11 protein-coding genes and 3 rRNA genes are annotated in these 16,085 nt (G+C 58.0%); 9 read left to right on the plus strand and 5 right to left on the minus strand.

The window, feature by feature from the left end:
* Nucleotides 1-11: 11 nt before the first annotated feature.
* Complete coding sequence (gene lapG, locus AU074_RS16450; protein ID WP_076015613.1) at nucleotides 12-704, minus strand: cysteine protease LapG; 693 nt, start codon at nucleotides 702-704, stop codon at nucleotides 12-14.
* A gap of 268 nt (nucleotides 705-972) precedes the next feature.
* Between lapG and AU074_RS16455 the strand changes: the two genes are divergently transcribed.
* The 5 genes from AU074_RS16455 (at nucleotide 973) to AU074_RS16475 (ending at nucleotide 7,752) form a co-directional block, all read left to right on the plus strand.
* The gene (locus AU074_RS16455) at nucleotides 973-1,683 is read left to right on the plus strand and encodes a GntR family transcriptional regulator (RefSeq protein ID WP_076015603.1); all 711 of its coding nucleotides are present in this window, start codon (nucleotides 973-975) and stop codon (nucleotides 1,681-1,683) included.
* A gap of 510 nt (nucleotides 1,684-2,193) precedes the next feature.
* Entirely contained in the window at nucleotides 2,194-2,958 is a 765-nt protein-coding gene (locus AU074_RS16460) for a DUF3050 domain-containing protein (protein WP_076015604.1), read from the plus strand.
* Complete coding sequence (locus tag AU074_RS16465; protein WP_076015605.1) at nucleotides 2,955-3,902, plus strand: diiron oxygenase; 948 nt, start codon at nucleotides 2,955-2,957, stop codon at nucleotides 3,900-3,902. The genes AU074_RS16460 and AU074_RS16465 overlap by 4 nt, the downstream gene beginning before the upstream one ends.
* Nucleotides 3,899-7,306: an amino acid adenylation domain-containing protein gene (locus AU074_RS16470; RefSeq protein ID WP_076015606.1), complete on the plus strand. Its 3,408-nt coding sequence runs from the start codon at nucleotides 3,899-3,901 to the stop codon at nucleotides 7,304-7,306. The genes AU074_RS16465 and AU074_RS16470 overlap by 4 nt, the downstream gene beginning before the upstream one ends.
* Entirely contained in the window at nucleotides 7,303-7,752 is a 450-nt protein-coding gene (locus tag AU074_RS16475) for an SRPBCC family protein (RefSeq protein WP_076015607.1), read from the plus strand. The genes AU074_RS16470 and AU074_RS16475 overlap by 4 nt, the downstream gene beginning before the upstream one ends.
* Before the next feature lie 113 nt (nucleotides 7,753-7,865).
* Here the strand turns inward: AU074_RS16475 and AU074_RS16480 are convergent, their stop codons facing one another.
* Nucleotides 7,866-9,746, minus strand: a complete 1,881-nt coding sequence (locus AU074_RS16480) for a methyl-accepting chemotaxis protein (protein WP_076015608.1) — start codon at nucleotides 9,744-9,746, stop codon at nucleotides 7,866-7,868.
* 279 nt (nucleotides 9,747-10,025) lie between these two features.
* Here AU074_RS16480 and AU074_RS16485 point away from each other — a divergent pair, with 279 nt between their 5' ends.
* The 4 genes from AU074_RS16485 to AU074_RS16500 all read left to right on the plus strand — a co-directional run bounded on the left by AU074_RS16485 (nucleotide 10,026) and on the right by AU074_RS16500 (nucleotide 15,351).
* Complete coding sequence (locus AU074_RS16485; RefSeq protein ID WP_008433614.1) at nucleotides 10,026-10,526, plus strand: sigma-70 family RNA polymerase sigma factor; 501 nt, start codon at nucleotides 10,026-10,028, stop codon at nucleotides 10,524-10,526.
* Nucleotides 10,523-11,506 (plus strand): FecR domain-containing protein, encoded by a 984-nt coding sequence (locus AU074_RS16490; RefSeq protein ID WP_083676689.1) that lies wholly within the window; start codon nucleotides 10,523-10,525, stop codon nucleotides 11,504-11,506. The genes AU074_RS16485 and AU074_RS16490 overlap by 4 nt, the downstream gene beginning before the upstream one ends.
* A 105-nt stretch (nucleotides 11,507-11,611) precedes the next feature.
* Entirely contained in the window at nucleotides 11,612-14,104 is a 2,493-nt protein-coding gene (locus AU074_RS16495; protein ID WP_076015609.1) for a TonB-dependent siderophore receptor, read from the plus strand.
* 71 nt (nucleotides 14,105-14,175) lie between these two features.
* Entirely contained in the window at nucleotides 14,176-15,351 is a 1,176-nt protein-coding gene (locus tag AU074_RS16500; protein ID WP_076015610.1) for a PepSY domain-containing protein, read from the plus strand.
* A gap of 75 nt (nucleotides 15,352-15,426) precedes the next feature.
* On the opposite strand, the gene rrf (AU074_RS16505) is transcribed toward AU074_RS16500, so the two are convergent.
* The 3 genes from rrf (AU074_RS16505) to AU074_RS16515 form a co-directional block, all read right to left on the minus strand.
* Nucleotides 15,427-15,542, minus strand: a 5S ribosomal RNA gene (rrf, locus tag AU074_RS16505).
* Nucleotides 15,543-15,651: 109 nt separating this feature from the next.
* Nucleotides 15,652-15,767, minus strand: a 5S ribosomal RNA gene (gene rrf, locus AU074_RS16510).
* 171 nt (nucleotides 15,768-15,938) lie between these two features.
* Nucleotides 15,939-16,085 (minus strand): 23S ribosomal RNA (locus tag AU074_RS16515); the annotation flags it as partial.

Consider the following 16,085-nt stretch of genomic DNA (forward strand, 5'->3'; position numbering starts at 1 on the left):
TACAGGTACTCCTAGTTGGCAGGCTCGGCTGGAAAGCCTTCCGCACGCATTTGTTTCAACACATCCTGCCAGCGTGACAAGCGTTTGGTATCACCGACTTTTTTGTCGCCCTTGGCGCCCGGCAACCATAAGCCTTCAGCATTGAAGGAATAGACAGGCAGCAAGTCGGTACGCTGGCTTGCCGGCTGGATTTCATCGGTCAGGCTGTCGAGCACCAGCGGCATCGCGTCCGGCGTCGAATAATAGGTCAAGACCATGTGGGCGCGATTCTGACGCAACGCCTTGACGTAGGTAATGCGCAATTTGTCGCTGGCGACGCCCAGGTGACGCAAGCTGAAATACTTGGCGATTGCATAGTCTTCGCAATCCCCGGCGCCCTTCCACAGGCCTTCGATAGGGGTTTCCCAATAGTCCACTTGGTGCCACAGGTCGATGTCTTCCACATAGTGCATTTGCTTGTTGAAGAACAGGTTGACTACCTTAAGCTGCTCCAGCTCGCTGACTTGTTTCTGCGTCGCCAACAACCGTTGCCAGGCATCAATGCGCTGCTGCCCTTCTCCCAACGGGCCGTATAGTGCGGTCGCTTTGCGGCTGATCTGGGAGAAATCCCAATCGGCATGCAACCCGCCGGGCAATAAGCCAGCCAGCAACAGCACCGAAAAAAGCCAGCGCAGGACCCAAGGGGGAATAAAACGTACCGCCAAAGCGTTCAATCCGTAGAAGAAGACGGAGTAGCGTTGGATGGTGAAGGTTCGAATGCTAAAAAACAATGGCACGGTGCAATCACCGCAACAGTACCTATTTTTCCATAGCCGCCGTAAGACACGGCAAGTCAGAAATGTGGGTCAAAAGACCGCATTGTTGAGTCACTTACAAGCCGAAACCTTGCCTGTTTGACAAGCTTGTGGACAAACTCTAGTGTGCATTGGATCCAATTAGCCACCTCACCCTGAAAAGGAGGATAGCGTAGTCGTGACGCAGAAGCCGAACCCCTTGAGCAGCATCCAGATCAGCGGGCCTATCCCCGCCCATCTTGCTCGCTCCGTGATTGAAGAAACATTGCGCAACGCCATTCTGGATGGTCGCTTGCCCTGCGGCACCGCCATGCGCCAACAGGAGCTGGCCAGCTTGTTCGGGGTCAGCCGGATGCCGGTGCGCGAGGCATTGCGTCAACTGGAAGCCCAGTCACTGCTGCATGTGGTCACCCACAAAGGCGCAGTGGTGGCGCCACTGATTGAAGACCATTCGGCAGAAACCTATGCGCTGCGCATACTCCTGGAATCCGAAGCACTGCGCTTGTCGATTCCTCTGCTCACTGCCGATGACATTGCCCAGGCTGGCGCCTTCATCGACGCACTGGAACGGGAAAGCGACTACACCGAAATCGGCCGCCTCAACCGTCTGTTCCACATGGCGCTGTACGGCAAGGCGGGCAATCAGCGGTTGCTCAAGTTGGTGGAACACGGCTTGAACGAAGAGGAGCGTTTCCTGCGCTTCAACCTCGAAGCCATGGGCCTGGGCAAAACGTCCCAGGAAGACCACCGGGAACTGCTGGACCTGGTGGCGAAAAAGAAAATCGAGGAAAGCATCCTGACCTTGCGTAACCACCTCACCCGCGGCATGGAGGTAATTACGGGTTACCTCAGGAGCCTTGAACAGCGCGACGATAAAACATCGCTGTGAATGCTCCAGGGAACTGAACCTCCCCCTTCGACCACATAGCGCTGCGAGGCCGCCTGAGTCAGGGGGGGCTCAGTGCATCACAGCAAAGAAGTGCTGCCACGCCGAAACATACAGTTCAAAACAAACAACTACTCCAGCTTATTATTTAACATTCAAGGAAACTTCCCACATTCCATAGAGCGCACTAACTACAGCAACATATTTATCTGCAACCATTTATAAAACTAAAAACCACTGAATACCCAATCAGATTACTGTTTTTAATTATCCATACTCCAAATCTTCCAAACCAATAGCGTGAACCCATGCTCGGGCGTCACTGTGAGTGGCGTTCCTTTAAATAAAGCCTTGTGTTTTGTCACAGCGTGCGGCGTGTTGAATAACGGCGCCAGCCTCACGTATGGCTGTCCGCGATCAAGGCATCCGCGCGCGCGTGAAAACCAATACTTATTTGTCGCTAAAGCAAAACGCTTTTATCAGGGAAGAGACAACGACTTATAGGCATCAACCATGCTCCAGCACTCACACCTGCTTAAACAAAAAAAGCAGCAGTTGCACAACCACCCACTATTCACACAAGTAAATACGCTCCAAAAGTTACAATACTTTATGGAGAACCACGTATTCGCTGTTTGGGACTTCATGACACTGACCAAGCGCCTGCAACATGACCTGACCGGCATGCGCCTGCCCTGGTTACCGCCAACGGACCCACAAGCGGCTCGCCTGATCAATGAAATCGTATTGGGCGAAGAGTCGGACGTGTACCCCGGCCGCGGACACGGCAGCCACTTCGAGCTGTACCTGGAGGCCATGCGTGAAGTCGGCGCGAATACGGCGACCATCGAACGGTTCGTCAGCCTGCAACGTGACGGCTGCGATGCAGAAACGGCCCTGCAAAAAGTCTATATCCACCCTGCCGTGGCTCGGTTCGTCAGAGACACGCTGCAGGTTGCCCTGAACGCGCCGACTCACTGCGTGGCGGCGGCTTTTCTGCACGGCCGCGAGAGCGTCATCCCGATGATGTTCAACCGCCTCCTGGAAAGCTGTGAGATAGCTCACCGCCAGGCACCGACCTTCTGCTACTACCTCAAGCGGCATATGGAGATCGACGCCGAAGAACATGGCCCGGCGGCCACGCAATTGCTGCAGCGCCTCACACTCGCCGACCCGACTCGCGAGCAGCAGGCCAACAGTGCAGCCCTCGGCGCCGTGGCAAGCCGCCTGGCCTTATGGGACGGGTTGCACCTGCGCCTGTCGGAGGTGAGCGTATGAACCCCGCCGACTACCGCTCATTTGCCGATGACTGGGAGCGCCGCGCGACTATCCGCACGCGCCCGCGCCGCCTGCTGGAAAATGATCAAAAGTTGATTTATCCCATGAGCCGACAACCCTTGGTGCTGAGCGCGACCTTTGTCGATCAATGCCCACAGCACCGGGATTTTGTCTTGTTGCAGACGTTCTACAAGTTCATCAACGACGTGGTGATCTTTGAAACCGAGATCGTCGACAAGACCGCACGCAGCATTGCCAAGAATCGCTTTTCAGTGCCCTTCCCGCTCGCCTGCCGCTACGACGCCATGACCGTCGTGGTGGATGAGGACTACCACGCCCTCGTCGCCCTCGATTTCATGCAGCAGACCGTCGAGATGACCGGCATCCCGCCCCTTGAACTGCCCGGGCAAATCGAGCTGAGCCGCGCCGTGCCGGCCGCGCTGGCGCTGGCCCCCGAACACCTGCGCGATGCCGTGGAATTGATCACCGTGGCCATCGCCGAAAATACCGTGACCCATGACGTGGCGGCGTTTTCCAAGGACGACAGCGTCAAGCAATCCATCCGTGGCTTGATGGCCGACCACTTGTTTGACGAGGGCCGTCATGCGGTTTTCTGGACGCGTCTGGTGCGTATTTATTGGCAGTCTGCAAACGCCTCGGACCGCGACTGCATCGCCCGGATCCTGCCGGTATTTCTCCAGCATTACTTGACCCACGACCTGCAAAAAAACTTCGACCTGCAATTGATCGAGCACCTGGATGTCAGTGACGGCACGCGCGCTGCGCTACGCGCTGAAGTGCAGGCGATGGGCTTTCCCATTACCCGCCAGCACCCACTGATCGGCAATATCATGGGGTTTCTGAATCACAGCGGCCTGCTGCAAACGCCGAGCGTGGTTAGGGCGTTGGATGCCTTGCTTCCGGCGCCAGGAGGGCACCCATGAGGCGCCTGAAAATTGGACTGGCAGGCTCCAGTGCAGCGTTGGATGAAATCAGTGAAACGCTGGCGCAATACGGTCATGGGTTGGTGCGAGCACAGGACGTGACCCACGTCGATCTGCTGATTGATGACGGTAGCGAGGAGGTGCCGCCAGGCTTGGCCTGCACGGCATTGATGAGCCTGCGCCTGAGCAGGGGAGCGTTGACAGACTGCGGACTGCCAGCCCTGCAGTTCAGGTGTTACGCCCGCTCACGGCGACTTCAGGCGACTCTGGACGTTGCCGGCGAAGCCTGTGGGAATGGACAACGGTTGCGTCAACAGGCAGTAAGCGACTTGGTGGAATGGGTGGCCCAGCAGGTGAGCGGGTTCTCCCGGGACCCGGGCTATTTCTCGCAGACGACGGTCGCCTCCGATGATCCGGAACACAGCCTGCAAGCGCTTGCATCGCTGGCGTACCTGCATCGCTTTAACCAGACCGCCGATGCGGTGTTGTGGCAGCAAGCCCAGGTGCCAATGATCGAACGACTGGAAAGCAGTCTTCAAACCTTCGCCGACCGGCCGGCGCTGAACATCGCTGGCAGCGTGCTGAGTTATCGACAGTTGCATCGCAAGAGTCTGGCGATCCGACAGCACTTAGTGCCTCTGCTTGGGGCCTGCGACACGCCGCCGGTGATCGGCGTCTGCCTGGGCAAGTGTCTTGATCTGTACGCCAGCATCCTCGCGGTGCTGGCTTGTGGCGCGGTGTACCTGCCGCTGGAGCCGGGCCATCCCCTGCAACGCCAGCAAGCCATGCTGGAAAACGCCGACGTCTCGGTTCTGTTGGATGATGGCAAGCATCCACTGCGGGACGGTTTTTCTGCAGTGGATGTCAGTACCCTCGACACCCACGACACCCCACCGTTATTGCGCCAGCGCCCGCCTATGGACGCCCCCTGCATGGTGCTCCATACCTCGGGCACCACTGGCCAGCCCAAAGGCGTGCTGCTCAGTCAGTACAACCTGGCCCACTTCACCAGTTGGTTCGGCGGCCAGGTACAACTGAACGAACACAGCCGCGTCTTACAATTCTCGCCCTTGAGTTTTGACTCTTCGCTGATTGATATCTTCGCGAGCCTGATAGCGGGCGCCGAGTTGATCGTGCCCAGTGAAGACCAGCGCCGCGACCCGCAGCAACTGGTGGAGCTGATCCGCCAACAGCGCATCACTCACGCCTTCCTGCCTCCCGCGTTACTGAGCATCCTGCCGCTGGATCAACCCCTTGGCCTGGCCCATGTGATCACCGGCGGTGATCTATGCGAACCCTATGTCATCGAACAACTGGCGGGGCAGTGTCGCCTGCACAATTTCTATGGCCCCACCGAAGCCACCGTGCTGGCGACCCACCGCACGTTGCTGCCAGGCGACAGTAACCGCAACCTCGGCACACCCATCGCCAACAGCCAGGTACTGATCCTCGACGAGCAGCTACAACCGGTGGACGAACAGGTGATGGGCGAGCTGTACATCGTCGGCCCTGGCGTCAGTCTGGGTTACCTCAACCAGCCTCGGCAGACCGCCGAGCATTTCGTGCACCTGGCGTTGCCCGACGGTCAGGCCTTGCGGGCCTATCGCAGCGGCGACCTGGCGAAGTGGACGCAAAGCGGGATCGAACTGGGCGGGCGGCGGGATCAGCAAGTGAAGATCCGTGGCTTCCGGGTCGAGCCGCAAGAGGTCGAACATTGCCTGCGTAGCAGTCAGCTGTTTCGCCAAGTGGCAGTCGTGATTGATCATCATCGGCGAATCCTGGCCTTTGTCGCCCAGCCCGAAACACCAGGCGCCCTGGCTGCACTGAAGCAGCATGCCCGGCAAACACTGCCGGACTATCTGCAACCCACGCTGTGCACGGAGCTTGCGAGCATGCCGTGCACGCCCAACGGAAAGGTCGACCGCCAGGCATTGCTTGCGCTACCGACTCAACCGCTGCCGGCCACCACTCACGGCGAACCGCACACGCCGATGCAAGTGCAGTTGCTCAACCTGTGGAGCGAGTTGCTGGGCGTGCCGGCCACGCAGTTGTCGACGGATGAAAGCTTCTTCAATCTCGGTGGCCATTCCATCCTCCTGTCGATGATGCTGCTGCGCATTCGCGAGCAGTTCGGGCGCAGCCTCTCCCTCAGCCGTTTTTTTGAGACCCCCACGGTCCGCACCCTCGCGACGCTGATGGGTGACGATGCACCACCCGATGCACCGACCGGCCAGGCAACCCGGGATACGCTACGTGAGCTGGACGTGCAGACATTGCCGGCGGACCAGGCAGGAGAACGCCGCAGGGTGATCGTGACCGGGGCCAACAGTTTTCTCGGGGTGCATATCGTCGAGGCGCTGCTGGCCGACGGCGCACTTGAAGTGGCGTGCCTGGTGCGCGAGCACCCCGGACATTCGGCGACCGCACGGTTCGCCGAGGCGCTGCGTGAGTACCGCCTGGAACACCTGGACCTGAGCCGAGTGCGGGTGTATGCCGCCGACATCAGTCAGCCGCGCCTTGGCTTGTCCAGCCAGGCATATGACTACCTCACCGGGGCGTTCGGCGTGCTGGTGCACAACGCCGCCCACGTCAATCATGTGATGGATTACGCCACGCTGGCCAAGGACAACGTCGAACCGGTGCTGGAATGCCTGCGCCTGTGTGAAACCCGCTGCAAGAAGGTCTTCAACTTTATCTCGACGCTGTCGGCGGCCAGCAGCATCGACGCCCAAGGCCAGGTACTCGAGACCCACGCCGCCACCCCGCCGCTTTACATCCAGAATGGCTACAACCTGTCCAAATGGGTCGCGGAGCGCTTGCTGGGGCGCGCCGCCGAGCAGGGTGCCTGGGTCAATATCCATCGCCCAGGAAACATCAGTTTCAACAGCCGCAGCGGTGTCTGCGAACCACAGAAAAATCGCCTGATGTTGATGCTCAAGGGCTCACTCCAACTGGGCCTGGTGCCCAGCCTCAAGCTGAATTTTGACTTGATGCCCGTGGACTTTCTTGCCCGGTTTGTTGCGTTCCACAGTGGCCGCTGTCGTGATGGAGGAACCGTGTTCAACCTGCACAACCCGCAACCCTTGAGCTGGGAATCCTACGTCGACGCCTTTCGCCAGGCAGGCCATGCATTCGAACTGGTGAGCGTCGCCCACTGGCAACGTCACCTGCACACGGTAGATAGCCGCAATGCATTGTTCGGCGTACTGGGTTTCTACCTGAATGGCGTAGGCGAGGACATCGGCGATACCTCAATGATCCGGCATGACAACGCACAACGTGGCGTCGAGCAGATGGGCACGCACTACCCCGAAAAAAATCCGGCGCTGTTACGCATGGGCTGCGAATACCTCAAGAGCATCGGTTTCCTGCGACCAGGCTCTCAATTGAAGGAAACCCTATGAAACCCGATACGTTGATTCGCAACCCTTGCGGCAAGCCTGTGGTGTCTTCAGTGATGGTTGCCTGCGATGCCGCCCGTGCGTGGGCAGTAGTCGGTGATTTTTCTGGATTTGATAAATTTATCCCCGCTTTGTCGCACATCGAAATGACCGGTGCGGGCACGGGATCGCTGCGCAAGAAATGCTTCCACGATGGGAATCTGGTGGTGGAACAACTCAACAGCCGGGACGAGCAGGCCATGCACATGACCTGGACAACGATTTACAACACCTTGGGCGTGGCACGCCTGTGGGCAGCCATGGATGTCGAAGCATTGGGAGAGGGCTGCTCACGGGTGACCTGGACGATCATCGCCGAACCGGTTGAACAAGGTGTGGAGGGGTTTGAGCCGTTTGTACAGGCATTCGCTGACAGCGCGCTGGAGAATGTGCGAGCGATGTTTGGCTAAAACTGTAGGAGCGAGCTTGCTCGCGAAAAACGAATAGGCAACACGGGCTATCTGATAGCGCTGCGTTATCGTTGACGTTCTTCGCGAGCAAGCTCGCTCCTACAGGTTGATCATCAGATTTTGAAACTGTCGACCAACTGCTTCAGCCGGTTGGCTTGTTGAGACAACGCGTCGCAATCCTTCAAGGTTTCGTTGAGGTTGGCCACGCCTTGCTGGTTCAGCAGGTTGATCTGGTTGATGTCGACGTTGAGGGTTTCCACCACGGCAGTCTGTTCCTCGGTGGCGGCCGCTACCGACTGGTTCATGCCGTCGATCTCGACGATCCGCTGAGTCACGCTGACCAGGCGTTCACCGGCCTGGTTGGCGACCTCGACGCTTTCTTCGCTGGAGGTCTGGCTGGCGTTCATCGTGGTCACGGCCTCACGCGAGCCGATCTGCAGCGAGGTGATCATTTTGTGGATCTCTTCTGCCGACTCCTGGGTGCGGTGCGCCAGGTTGCGGACTTCATCCGCTACCACGGCAAACCCACGTCCCGCTTCACCGGCGCGCGCAGCCTCAATCGCAGCGTTGAGGGCCAGCAAGTTGGTTTGCTGGGAAATGCCTTTGATCACATCCAGGATGTGGCCGATGTTGTCGGTGCTGGCGTTCAGGGTTTCAATCTGCGTGCACGACAGGCTGATTTTTTGCGAAAGCTCCGACATCGCCAGGATGGTTTTCTCCACCACCTTGCGTCCGTCATCGGCCTGCTCGCTGGCACCGCTGGCGTGTTGCGAAGCATCAGCGGCGTTGCGCGCGATTTCCTGAGTGGCGGCACCCAGCTCGTTGATTGCCGCGGCCACGCTGTTGGTGCGGGCGCTTTGTTCGTCGGAGCCGACGATCGATGCGTTGGACGAGGCCATTACACGCTGGGACAAGTCATGTACTTGGCGGGTAGCCGAGGAAACTTCGGAAATTGACGCGTGAATACGCTCGACGAACTGGTTGAAGGCACTGCCCAAGTCACCGAACTCGTCCTTGCTTTCCACGGTCAGGCGGCGGGTCAAGTCACCCTCACCCTGAGCGATGTCCTGCATGGCGCGGCCCATGGTGGTCAGCGGGCGCATCAAGACCTGGATCAGCAGGCTCAGGAACACCGCGATGGCGGCGACTGCAATAAACATGGCGATCAATGCCGAGGTACGGAACTTGCCCAGCGGTGCGTAGGCTTTGTCTTTGTCGATCGACAGGCCGATGTACCAATCTGCATTCGGCAACCCGCTGATCGGGGTGAAGGACAGGATCCGTTCCTGGCCATTGAGGACCACTTCCTGGCTGACCTTATCGATGCGTACGTTGGTGCCCGGATAGATGTCCTTGAGGTTTTTCATCACCTGGTCCTGGTCCGGGCTGACGATCACCTGGCCGTCACCGCTGACCAGGAATGCATGGCCGATGCCGCCGAAATCCACCGAATTGATGATCTTCACCAGGGTTTGCAGGCTCAGGTCACCGCCAACCACGCCTAGCAGTTCACCATTCTTTTTCACCGGCATCGCGATGGTCACGATCAGCCCACCTACCGCTGCCATATAGGGCGGCGTGAGCATGGTCTTGTCGGCGGCCACGGCTTGTTTGTACCAAGGGCGCTGACGCGGGTCGTAGCCATCGGGCATTTTGGCGTCGGGCCGTTGGGTGAACACACCGTTGGTTGAACCGACGTAAGTGAACTGGAAGTTGGAGGTAAATGCCGACTGGTCGACCAACCCCGGAAGATCGGCAGCACTGCCTTGGTGGGCCACGTTTTGCGCCAGGCTTTCCAGTACCAGTACCCGGCCGCTGAGCCAGTTCTGCACACTGCTGGCGGTCAGTTCACCGGACTGCTGAATAGACGATTCCAGGTTTTGCCGGATGGTATTGCGCTGCAGGTAGTCGTTGTAGAACGTGAATAACGCGAAGGCCAGAACCACTACGCCTGACGCGGCCAACAGAATTTTATGACTGAACTTGAGATTCATTTCATTGACTTCTTTTTGCCAAAAGGGGGTGAGCGTGCCGGATGCAACATTCCATGTAACGGGATAGGCAGACTCTTTGACTGCTCTATTTCGGTGCACGCATGGCTCGTCAGGCTGTCGGCCAAGTCAGGATAAATCTTAGGAATTTGTGAGAAGCATCTGCTTTTTGCGTCAGAAGCCGACCAGCGGTAGGCCTCTGGTGGCAGGAGTTGCAAAATTTTTCAGCGTTGCCGACAATGCGACTAATTATCATTTGTGACGTTTTGCCAGGCCGCGTGAATGCCCTCTTCCGAGTACGCAGTACAGACGCTCTACAGCAACCATCATGGCTGGCTGAACACCTGGCTACGCAGCCGCCTGGGTAATGCAGCAGATGCGGCGGACTTGGCGCAGGACACGTTCGTGCGCTTGCTGCAAAAAACCGAACGCTTCGAACTCAAGGCTCCTCGGGCCTTCCTGCGTACCATCGCCCGAGGCTTGGTGATCGATCATTGGCGTCGCGAAGAAATCGAGCGCGCCTATCTGGAGTCCATCGCGCACTTGCCCGAAGCCTTGGCTCCGAGTGCTGAAGAGCGTGCGCTGATTCTGGAATTGCTGGAGTCCATCGCCCGGCTTCTGGACGGACTCAAGCCCAAGGTGCGCAAGGCGTTTCTACTGGCTCAGTGCGACGGGCTGACATACAAGCAGATTGCGCAGCAGATGGGCGTGTCGTTGCGCTCGGTAGAGCGGTATGTCGCCGAGGCGCTGTATCACTGTTATGTGCTGCGGTATGAGGCATGACCTCGATGGATAACGCAGCGCGCTCCGGGCCCGACCCGCAGGTGGTCAAGCAGGCCATCAGCTGGATGCTGCGCTTGCGTAACAATCGCGCCAATGTCCGGCTGAAGGCGCAGTGCGAGCACTGGCGTGAGGCTCATCATGAACACGAGCTGGCCTGGCAACGCGTGCAGGCGCTGCAGCATGAATTGAGCAGCCAATTGGCGGCGATCCCCGGAGCCCATGTGGCGCTGGAGAACAGTGCCCAGCGCCTTGGCCGCCGGCAAGCGTTGAAGGTGTTGTCCGGTGTGCTGTTGATGGGCTCGGCGGCCTGGGCAAGTCGAGACCTCACCGGCTGGCAGCGTTGGACCTCGGACCTGGCGACCACCACCGGCGAGCGTCGCAGCGTGCAACTGCCGGATGGCACACGCCTGCAGCTCAATACCGACAGCGCGGTGGACCTGGACTTCAAACCGCAGCAACGCTTGATCACGTTGCTACGCGGGGAAATCCTGGTGACCTGCGGCGCCGTTGCAACCGCACCGTTGCTGGTTCGCACTCGCCATGGCCTGTTCGAAGGCATCGACGGGCGGTTTGTGGTGCGCCAGGACGGTGATTGCACACGCTTGAGCGTGGCCTCAGGCAACGTCGCGATTCACTCACCGCATACCGCCGACGGGCTGTTTACTCAAGTGCATGCAGGAGAAAGCTACGTGGTGCGTCAGAACGGGGTCGTTCTCGCGCCGCCTTCGGATATGGATACTGGGGCCTGGGCCGACGGATTAATCGTCACCCGCAACATGCGTCTTGCCGACTTCCTGGCGGAGGTGGGGCGCTATCGCCAGGGTTATCTGGGCTGTTCAAGTGATATCGCAGACTTGCGCTTGTCGGGTGTTTTTCGCCTGGAAGACACTGAGAAGCTGTTGGCGATCCTTCCGCAGACGCTGCCTGTGCGCCTGCGCTATCGCACCCGCTGGTGGGTGAGCCTGGAGCGTCAGGCCTGATTATTTTTGTCGCACCTGATTTATTTTTGGCGGCTTTTTTCCGTGAGTCCGGCTTAGACAGTAAGCAATTCAATCTGCCTTCAGCGACCTCTACGGATCTCGATAATGACTGTGCGTTTTTTCAGTAACTCACCCTCTTCCTACCCTTTGCTCAGCAAAGCCGTACGTGCAGCGTTGCTGTCGACCACAATGGGCATCGGCTTGCTGCCCGTGGCCGGCGCCGCGGCTGATAGCGGCGTCGAGCGTATCAGCCAGCGCTATGACATCCCCGCAGGCCCGCTGAGCGATGCGCTCAATCAGTTTGCCCGTCAGGCAGGCATCACACTTTCCAGCACGCCTGCGCAGACTCAGGGCCGCCAGTCTGTCGGGCTGCATGGGGAGTACTCTGCCGAACAAGGTTTGAGCCAGTTGCTCAGCGGGTCAGGCTTGCAGGCGCAGGCTCAGGACGACGTGAGTTTCGTGTTGCAGGCACAGCCCGAGAGCGAGGCGCTGACCTTGCCGACCACCGACATCAGAGGCTTCGCCCTGGGTAATGCCTTGGGCAGCATGGACGGCTACAACGCGACTCACAGCCAGATCGCCACCAAGACCAGTACCGCGCTGGTGGAAACGTCCCAGACGGTTTCAGTGGTGACCCGCGAGCAGATGGACGACCAGGGCTCGCAAACCGTTGCCCAGGCCATGCGTTACACCCCTGGCGTGCTGACCAACCCGTATGGCGCCACTCACCGTTACGACTACGTGGCGATGCGTGGTTTCAACGACGGTTCGGTGGATAACATCTACCTCGACGGTTTGAAATCCATGGGGGACAGCGGGACTTACAGCACCATGCAGGTGGACCCGTACTTCCTCGAGCGGGTGGATATTCTCAAAGGCCCGTCATCGGTGCTCTACGGGCGCAGCTCGCCGGGCGGGCTGGTGGCGTTGACCAGCAAGAAGCCATTGTTTGAGCCATACCATCAAGTGCAGGCCACCGTGGGTTCCCAAGGGCAGCGAGGCATGGGTTTCGACTTCAGCGGCCCAGTGGATGACGACAAGCGTATTGCTTACCGACTGACCGGGCTTGCGGACAAGTCCGACACACAGTTCGACCATGCCAAGGAAAAACGCTACGCACTGGCGCCCACCTTGAGCATCGACTTTACCGATGACACGTCCCTCACACTCCAGGCTTATCTACAGCATGATCCCGACGGTGGCTACCACGGTGGCATGCCGGCGGACGGCGTGCTGCATCAGCGCAATGTCCAGCGAATTTCCAATCACTTCTTTGAGGGTGAGCCGGACATTGATGGGTACAAACGTGATCAGCAGTCGTTCGGCTATCAGTTTGAGCATCGCTTCAATGATGTTTTCACGGCGCGGCAGAACTTTCGGTATCTGGATTCGAAGGTCCGGCTGGACCAGGTGTATGCCTATGGCTGGACCACGCCCACCAGTAATGAGCTGAATCGCTACTACTCAGGCGGTGACGAGAAGCTGCATGCGTTCATTATCGACAATATGCTGCAGGCTGAGTTTTTTACCGGCGCAACCAAGCACACGGTGTTGATGGGGGCGGACTATCAGCGGCGCAAAACCGTTGTGGACTGGAGCAGCGGCTCTCTTGCGCCGATCAATGCGTTCAATCCGGCGTATGGCAATTCCGAGATCAGTTATTACAGTCCAACCAGTTATCTGCGTCGGCTCGAGCAGACCGGCGTTTACCTGCAGGACCTGATTGAGATGGACAAGTGGCGGTTCTCCCTCGGGCTGCGTCAGGATTGGGTTGAGACCTCTGATGAAAACCGCATTGCTGAAGCGGGACGACCGGTGGGCACGGAGATCAGTGATAACCGTACCAAGCTGACCGGGCGTGCAGGAGCGCTTTATCTGTTTGAAAACGGTCTTGCGCCCTACGTCAGCTATTCCGAATCCTTCAACCCGAACTCCTATTCGGACAGTGCCGGCAATCCCCTGGCACCTACCGACGGCACCCAGTGGGAGGTTGGCTTGAAATATCAGCCGCCGGGTACTGACAACCTGTTCACCGCTTCGCTGTTCCGTATCGATCAGGAAAACCTGGCGACCAAGCTGCCGCAGGAAAACTTCTATCGCGCGGTAGGTGCTGTGCGCTCCCAGGGCCTGGAGTTGGAGGCGCATATGCAGCTGACTGACAATCTCAAGTTGCTGGGCAGCTATACCTTCACTGACATCGAGTATTCAAAGTCGATGGTCAGCACGTTGAGTACTGCGGGCAACGTGATCGAGAACAAGGGAAATTCGCCGACCCAGGCTCCGCGTCATATGGCATCGGTGTGGGCCGACTACAAATTCGACAGCGGTGCTCTGGATGGCCTGCGGCTCGGCGGTGGTGTGCGCTATGTCGGCTACAGCTGGGCGGATGCGGAGAACACCATGAAGGTGCCCGCCTACACGCTGTTTGATGCCTCGATGGGTTATGACCTGGGCAAGGTGGGGTTGAAGGGTGTGGATCTGCGCCTGAATGCCAACAACCTGACGAACGAGTCTTACGTGGCGTCGTGCGCGAGCCTGAACTTCTGCTATCTGGGTGAAGAGCGCAACGTCAGTGCGACGGTGAGCTACCAGTTCTAATTTCTCTCGATTCATCCAAAGCCAGTACCTGATTCCAGGCGCTGGCTTTGTTGTATTTGCAGGAAAACTGTATGCGTGCATGTCTGGTTTTATTTCATCGTTACATCGGGTTGGCGACGGCGTTGTTTCTGATGATGGCGGGGATAACGGGCAGCCTTCTGGCGTTCAACCATGAACTGGATGAATGGCTCAATCCCGGGTTCTACGAAGCGACAGCCAAGGGCCGTGCATTGCCGCCAGGTGAACTGGTGGACACGCTGCAGGGGCAGCATCCCAAGCTGCAGGTCTGGTACATGGAATATCCACAAGAGGCCGGTCATACCGCTATGTTGGCGGCAGTCGCCAGAAACGATCCGGCGACCGGCAAACCCTTTGATGAACCTAACCAGGTTTTCTATCTCGATCCGGTCAGTGGTGAAGAAATGGGGCGACGCTTTTGGGGCGCTTGCTGCTTTCAGCGTGAGAATCTCATTCCGTTCATTCTGGAGTTTCACTACAACCTGACACTGCCGGGAAATTGGGGTTTGTGGCTGATGGGGTTGGTGGCGATTGCGTGGGTATTCGATTGTTTTATCGCGCTGTGGCTGACCCTGCCGCGGGGCACACCCTTCTGGAAGAAGTGGTCCACGGCTTGGAAGATCAAGGGTGGTCATACTTATCGGTTGAATTTCGACCTGCATCGCGCAGGTGGGCTGTGGCTTTGGCTGTTGTTGCTGCCGATCGCGGTCAGCAGCGTGGCAATGAATTTGCCGAGTCAGGTGTTCAAGCCCGCAGTGTCGCTGTTCTCACCGGTCGAGGCCAGCGTCTATGAGGCTCGTGGCAGGCTACCGAGCGAGCAATTGGGCGTGACGCAGTTGAGTTATCAACAGGCCTATGAAAGGGCGTTAGAGGAAGGCAAACGGCTTGGGCTTACAGCGGCGATTGGGGAGCTGTACTACAGCTTCGAGTACAACTTCTATGGCGCTGGTTTTGGGCAACATGATACCGAGGCCCATGGAAAATCCTGGTTGTTTTTCCATGGGACGGACGGGCGTTTATTAGGGCAGGAAATAGCAGGGCAAGGTACGTTGGGAGAGCGCTTTTATCGGCTGCAGCTGCCGATCCATGGAGGCAGGATCATCGGGCTGATGGGGCAGGTATTGATTGCGCTGCTGGGGATTGTGATCGCGATGTTGTCGGCAACCGGGATCTACATCTGGTGGCGCAAGTTGCTGGCCAGGCGAAATGCGAAGGCACGCAAAGGTTGAGTCGGTCCTGTTTCTTTGCTTCCTTAAACGACAAAACCCCTGTCTGCGTTAGCAGACAGGGGTTTCGGAATTCAATCTTGACGATGACCTACTCTCACATGGGGAAACCCCACACTACCATCGGCGATGCATCGTTTCACTGCTGAGTTCGGGATGGGATCAGGTGGTTCCAATGCTCTATGGTCGTCAAGAAATTCTGTGTACCAGACCGTTGCGCTCGCAACGTGCCGGTGAAAATCATGGACTTCTACATAAACAAAACCCCTGATTGCGTTAGCAATCAGGGGTTTCGGAATTTAATCTTGACGATGACCTACTCTCACATGGGGAAACCCCACACTACCATCGGCGATGCATCGTTTCACTGCTGAGTTCGGGATGGGATCAGGTGGTTCCAATGCTCTATGGTCGTCAAGAAATTCGGGTACTGAGTCGTGACCAGTTGGTCTCGCTTCAGCAAATTGGGTATGTGATAGCTTTCGGTGTTTGTGAGTATCTCGAACTTTCGGTTCGTTTCGTCTTCACACACCGCAATCTGGTGCTCTTTCGCCTTTCAGCTCGAAGCCTGCAAATTGCTTGGGTGTTATATGGTCAAGCCTCACGGGCAATTAGTATTGGTTAGCTCAACGCCTCACAGCGCTTACACACCCAACCTATCAACGTCGTAGTCTTCGACGGCCCTTCAGGGAACTCAAGGTTCCAGTGAGATCTCATCTTGAGGCTAGTTTCCCGCT

Origin of the sequence: Pseudomonas sp. ATCC PTA-122608 (assembly GCF_001952855.1) — a bacterium.
Lineage (GTDB): Bacteria > Pseudomonadota > Gammaproteobacteria > Pseudomonadales > Pseudomonadaceae > Aquipseudomonas.

Coding starts and splice junctions, on each gene's coding strand:
- AU074_RS16480 (WP_076015608.1), bottom strand. CDS start 9,746: ATGAATCTCAAGTTCAGTCATAAAATTCTGTTGGCCGCGTCAGGCGTA.
- AU074_RS16460 (WP_076015604.1), top strand. CDS start 2,194: ATGCTCCAGCACTCACACCTGCTTAAACAAAAAAAGCAGCAGTTGCAC.
- AU074_RS16475 (WP_076015607.1), top strand. CDS start 7,303: ATGAAACCCGATACGTTGATTCGCAACCCTTGCGGCAAGCCTGTGGTG.
- AU074_RS16485 (WP_008433614.1), top strand. CDS start 10,026: ATGCCCTCTTCCGAGTACGCAGTACAGACGCTCTACAGCAACCATCAT.
- AU074_RS16495 (WP_076015609.1), top strand. CDS start 11,612: ATGACTGTGCGTTTTTTCAGTAACTCACCCTCTTCCTACCCTTTGCTC.
- AU074_RS16490 (WP_083676689.1), top strand. CDS start 10,523: ATGACCTCGATGGATAACGCAGCGCGCTCCGGGCCCGACCCGCAGGTG.
- AU074_RS16465 (WP_076015605.1), top strand. CDS start 2,955: ATGAACCCCGCCGACTACCGCTCATTTGCCGATGACTGGGAGCGCCGC.
- AU074_RS16500 (WP_076015610.1), top strand. CDS start 14,176: ATGCGTGCATGTCTGGTTTTATTTCATCGTTACATCGGGTTGGCGACG.
- AU074_RS16470 (WP_076015606.1), top strand. CDS start 3,899: ATGAGGCGCCTGAAAATTGGACTGGCAGGCTCCAGTGCAGCGTTGGAT.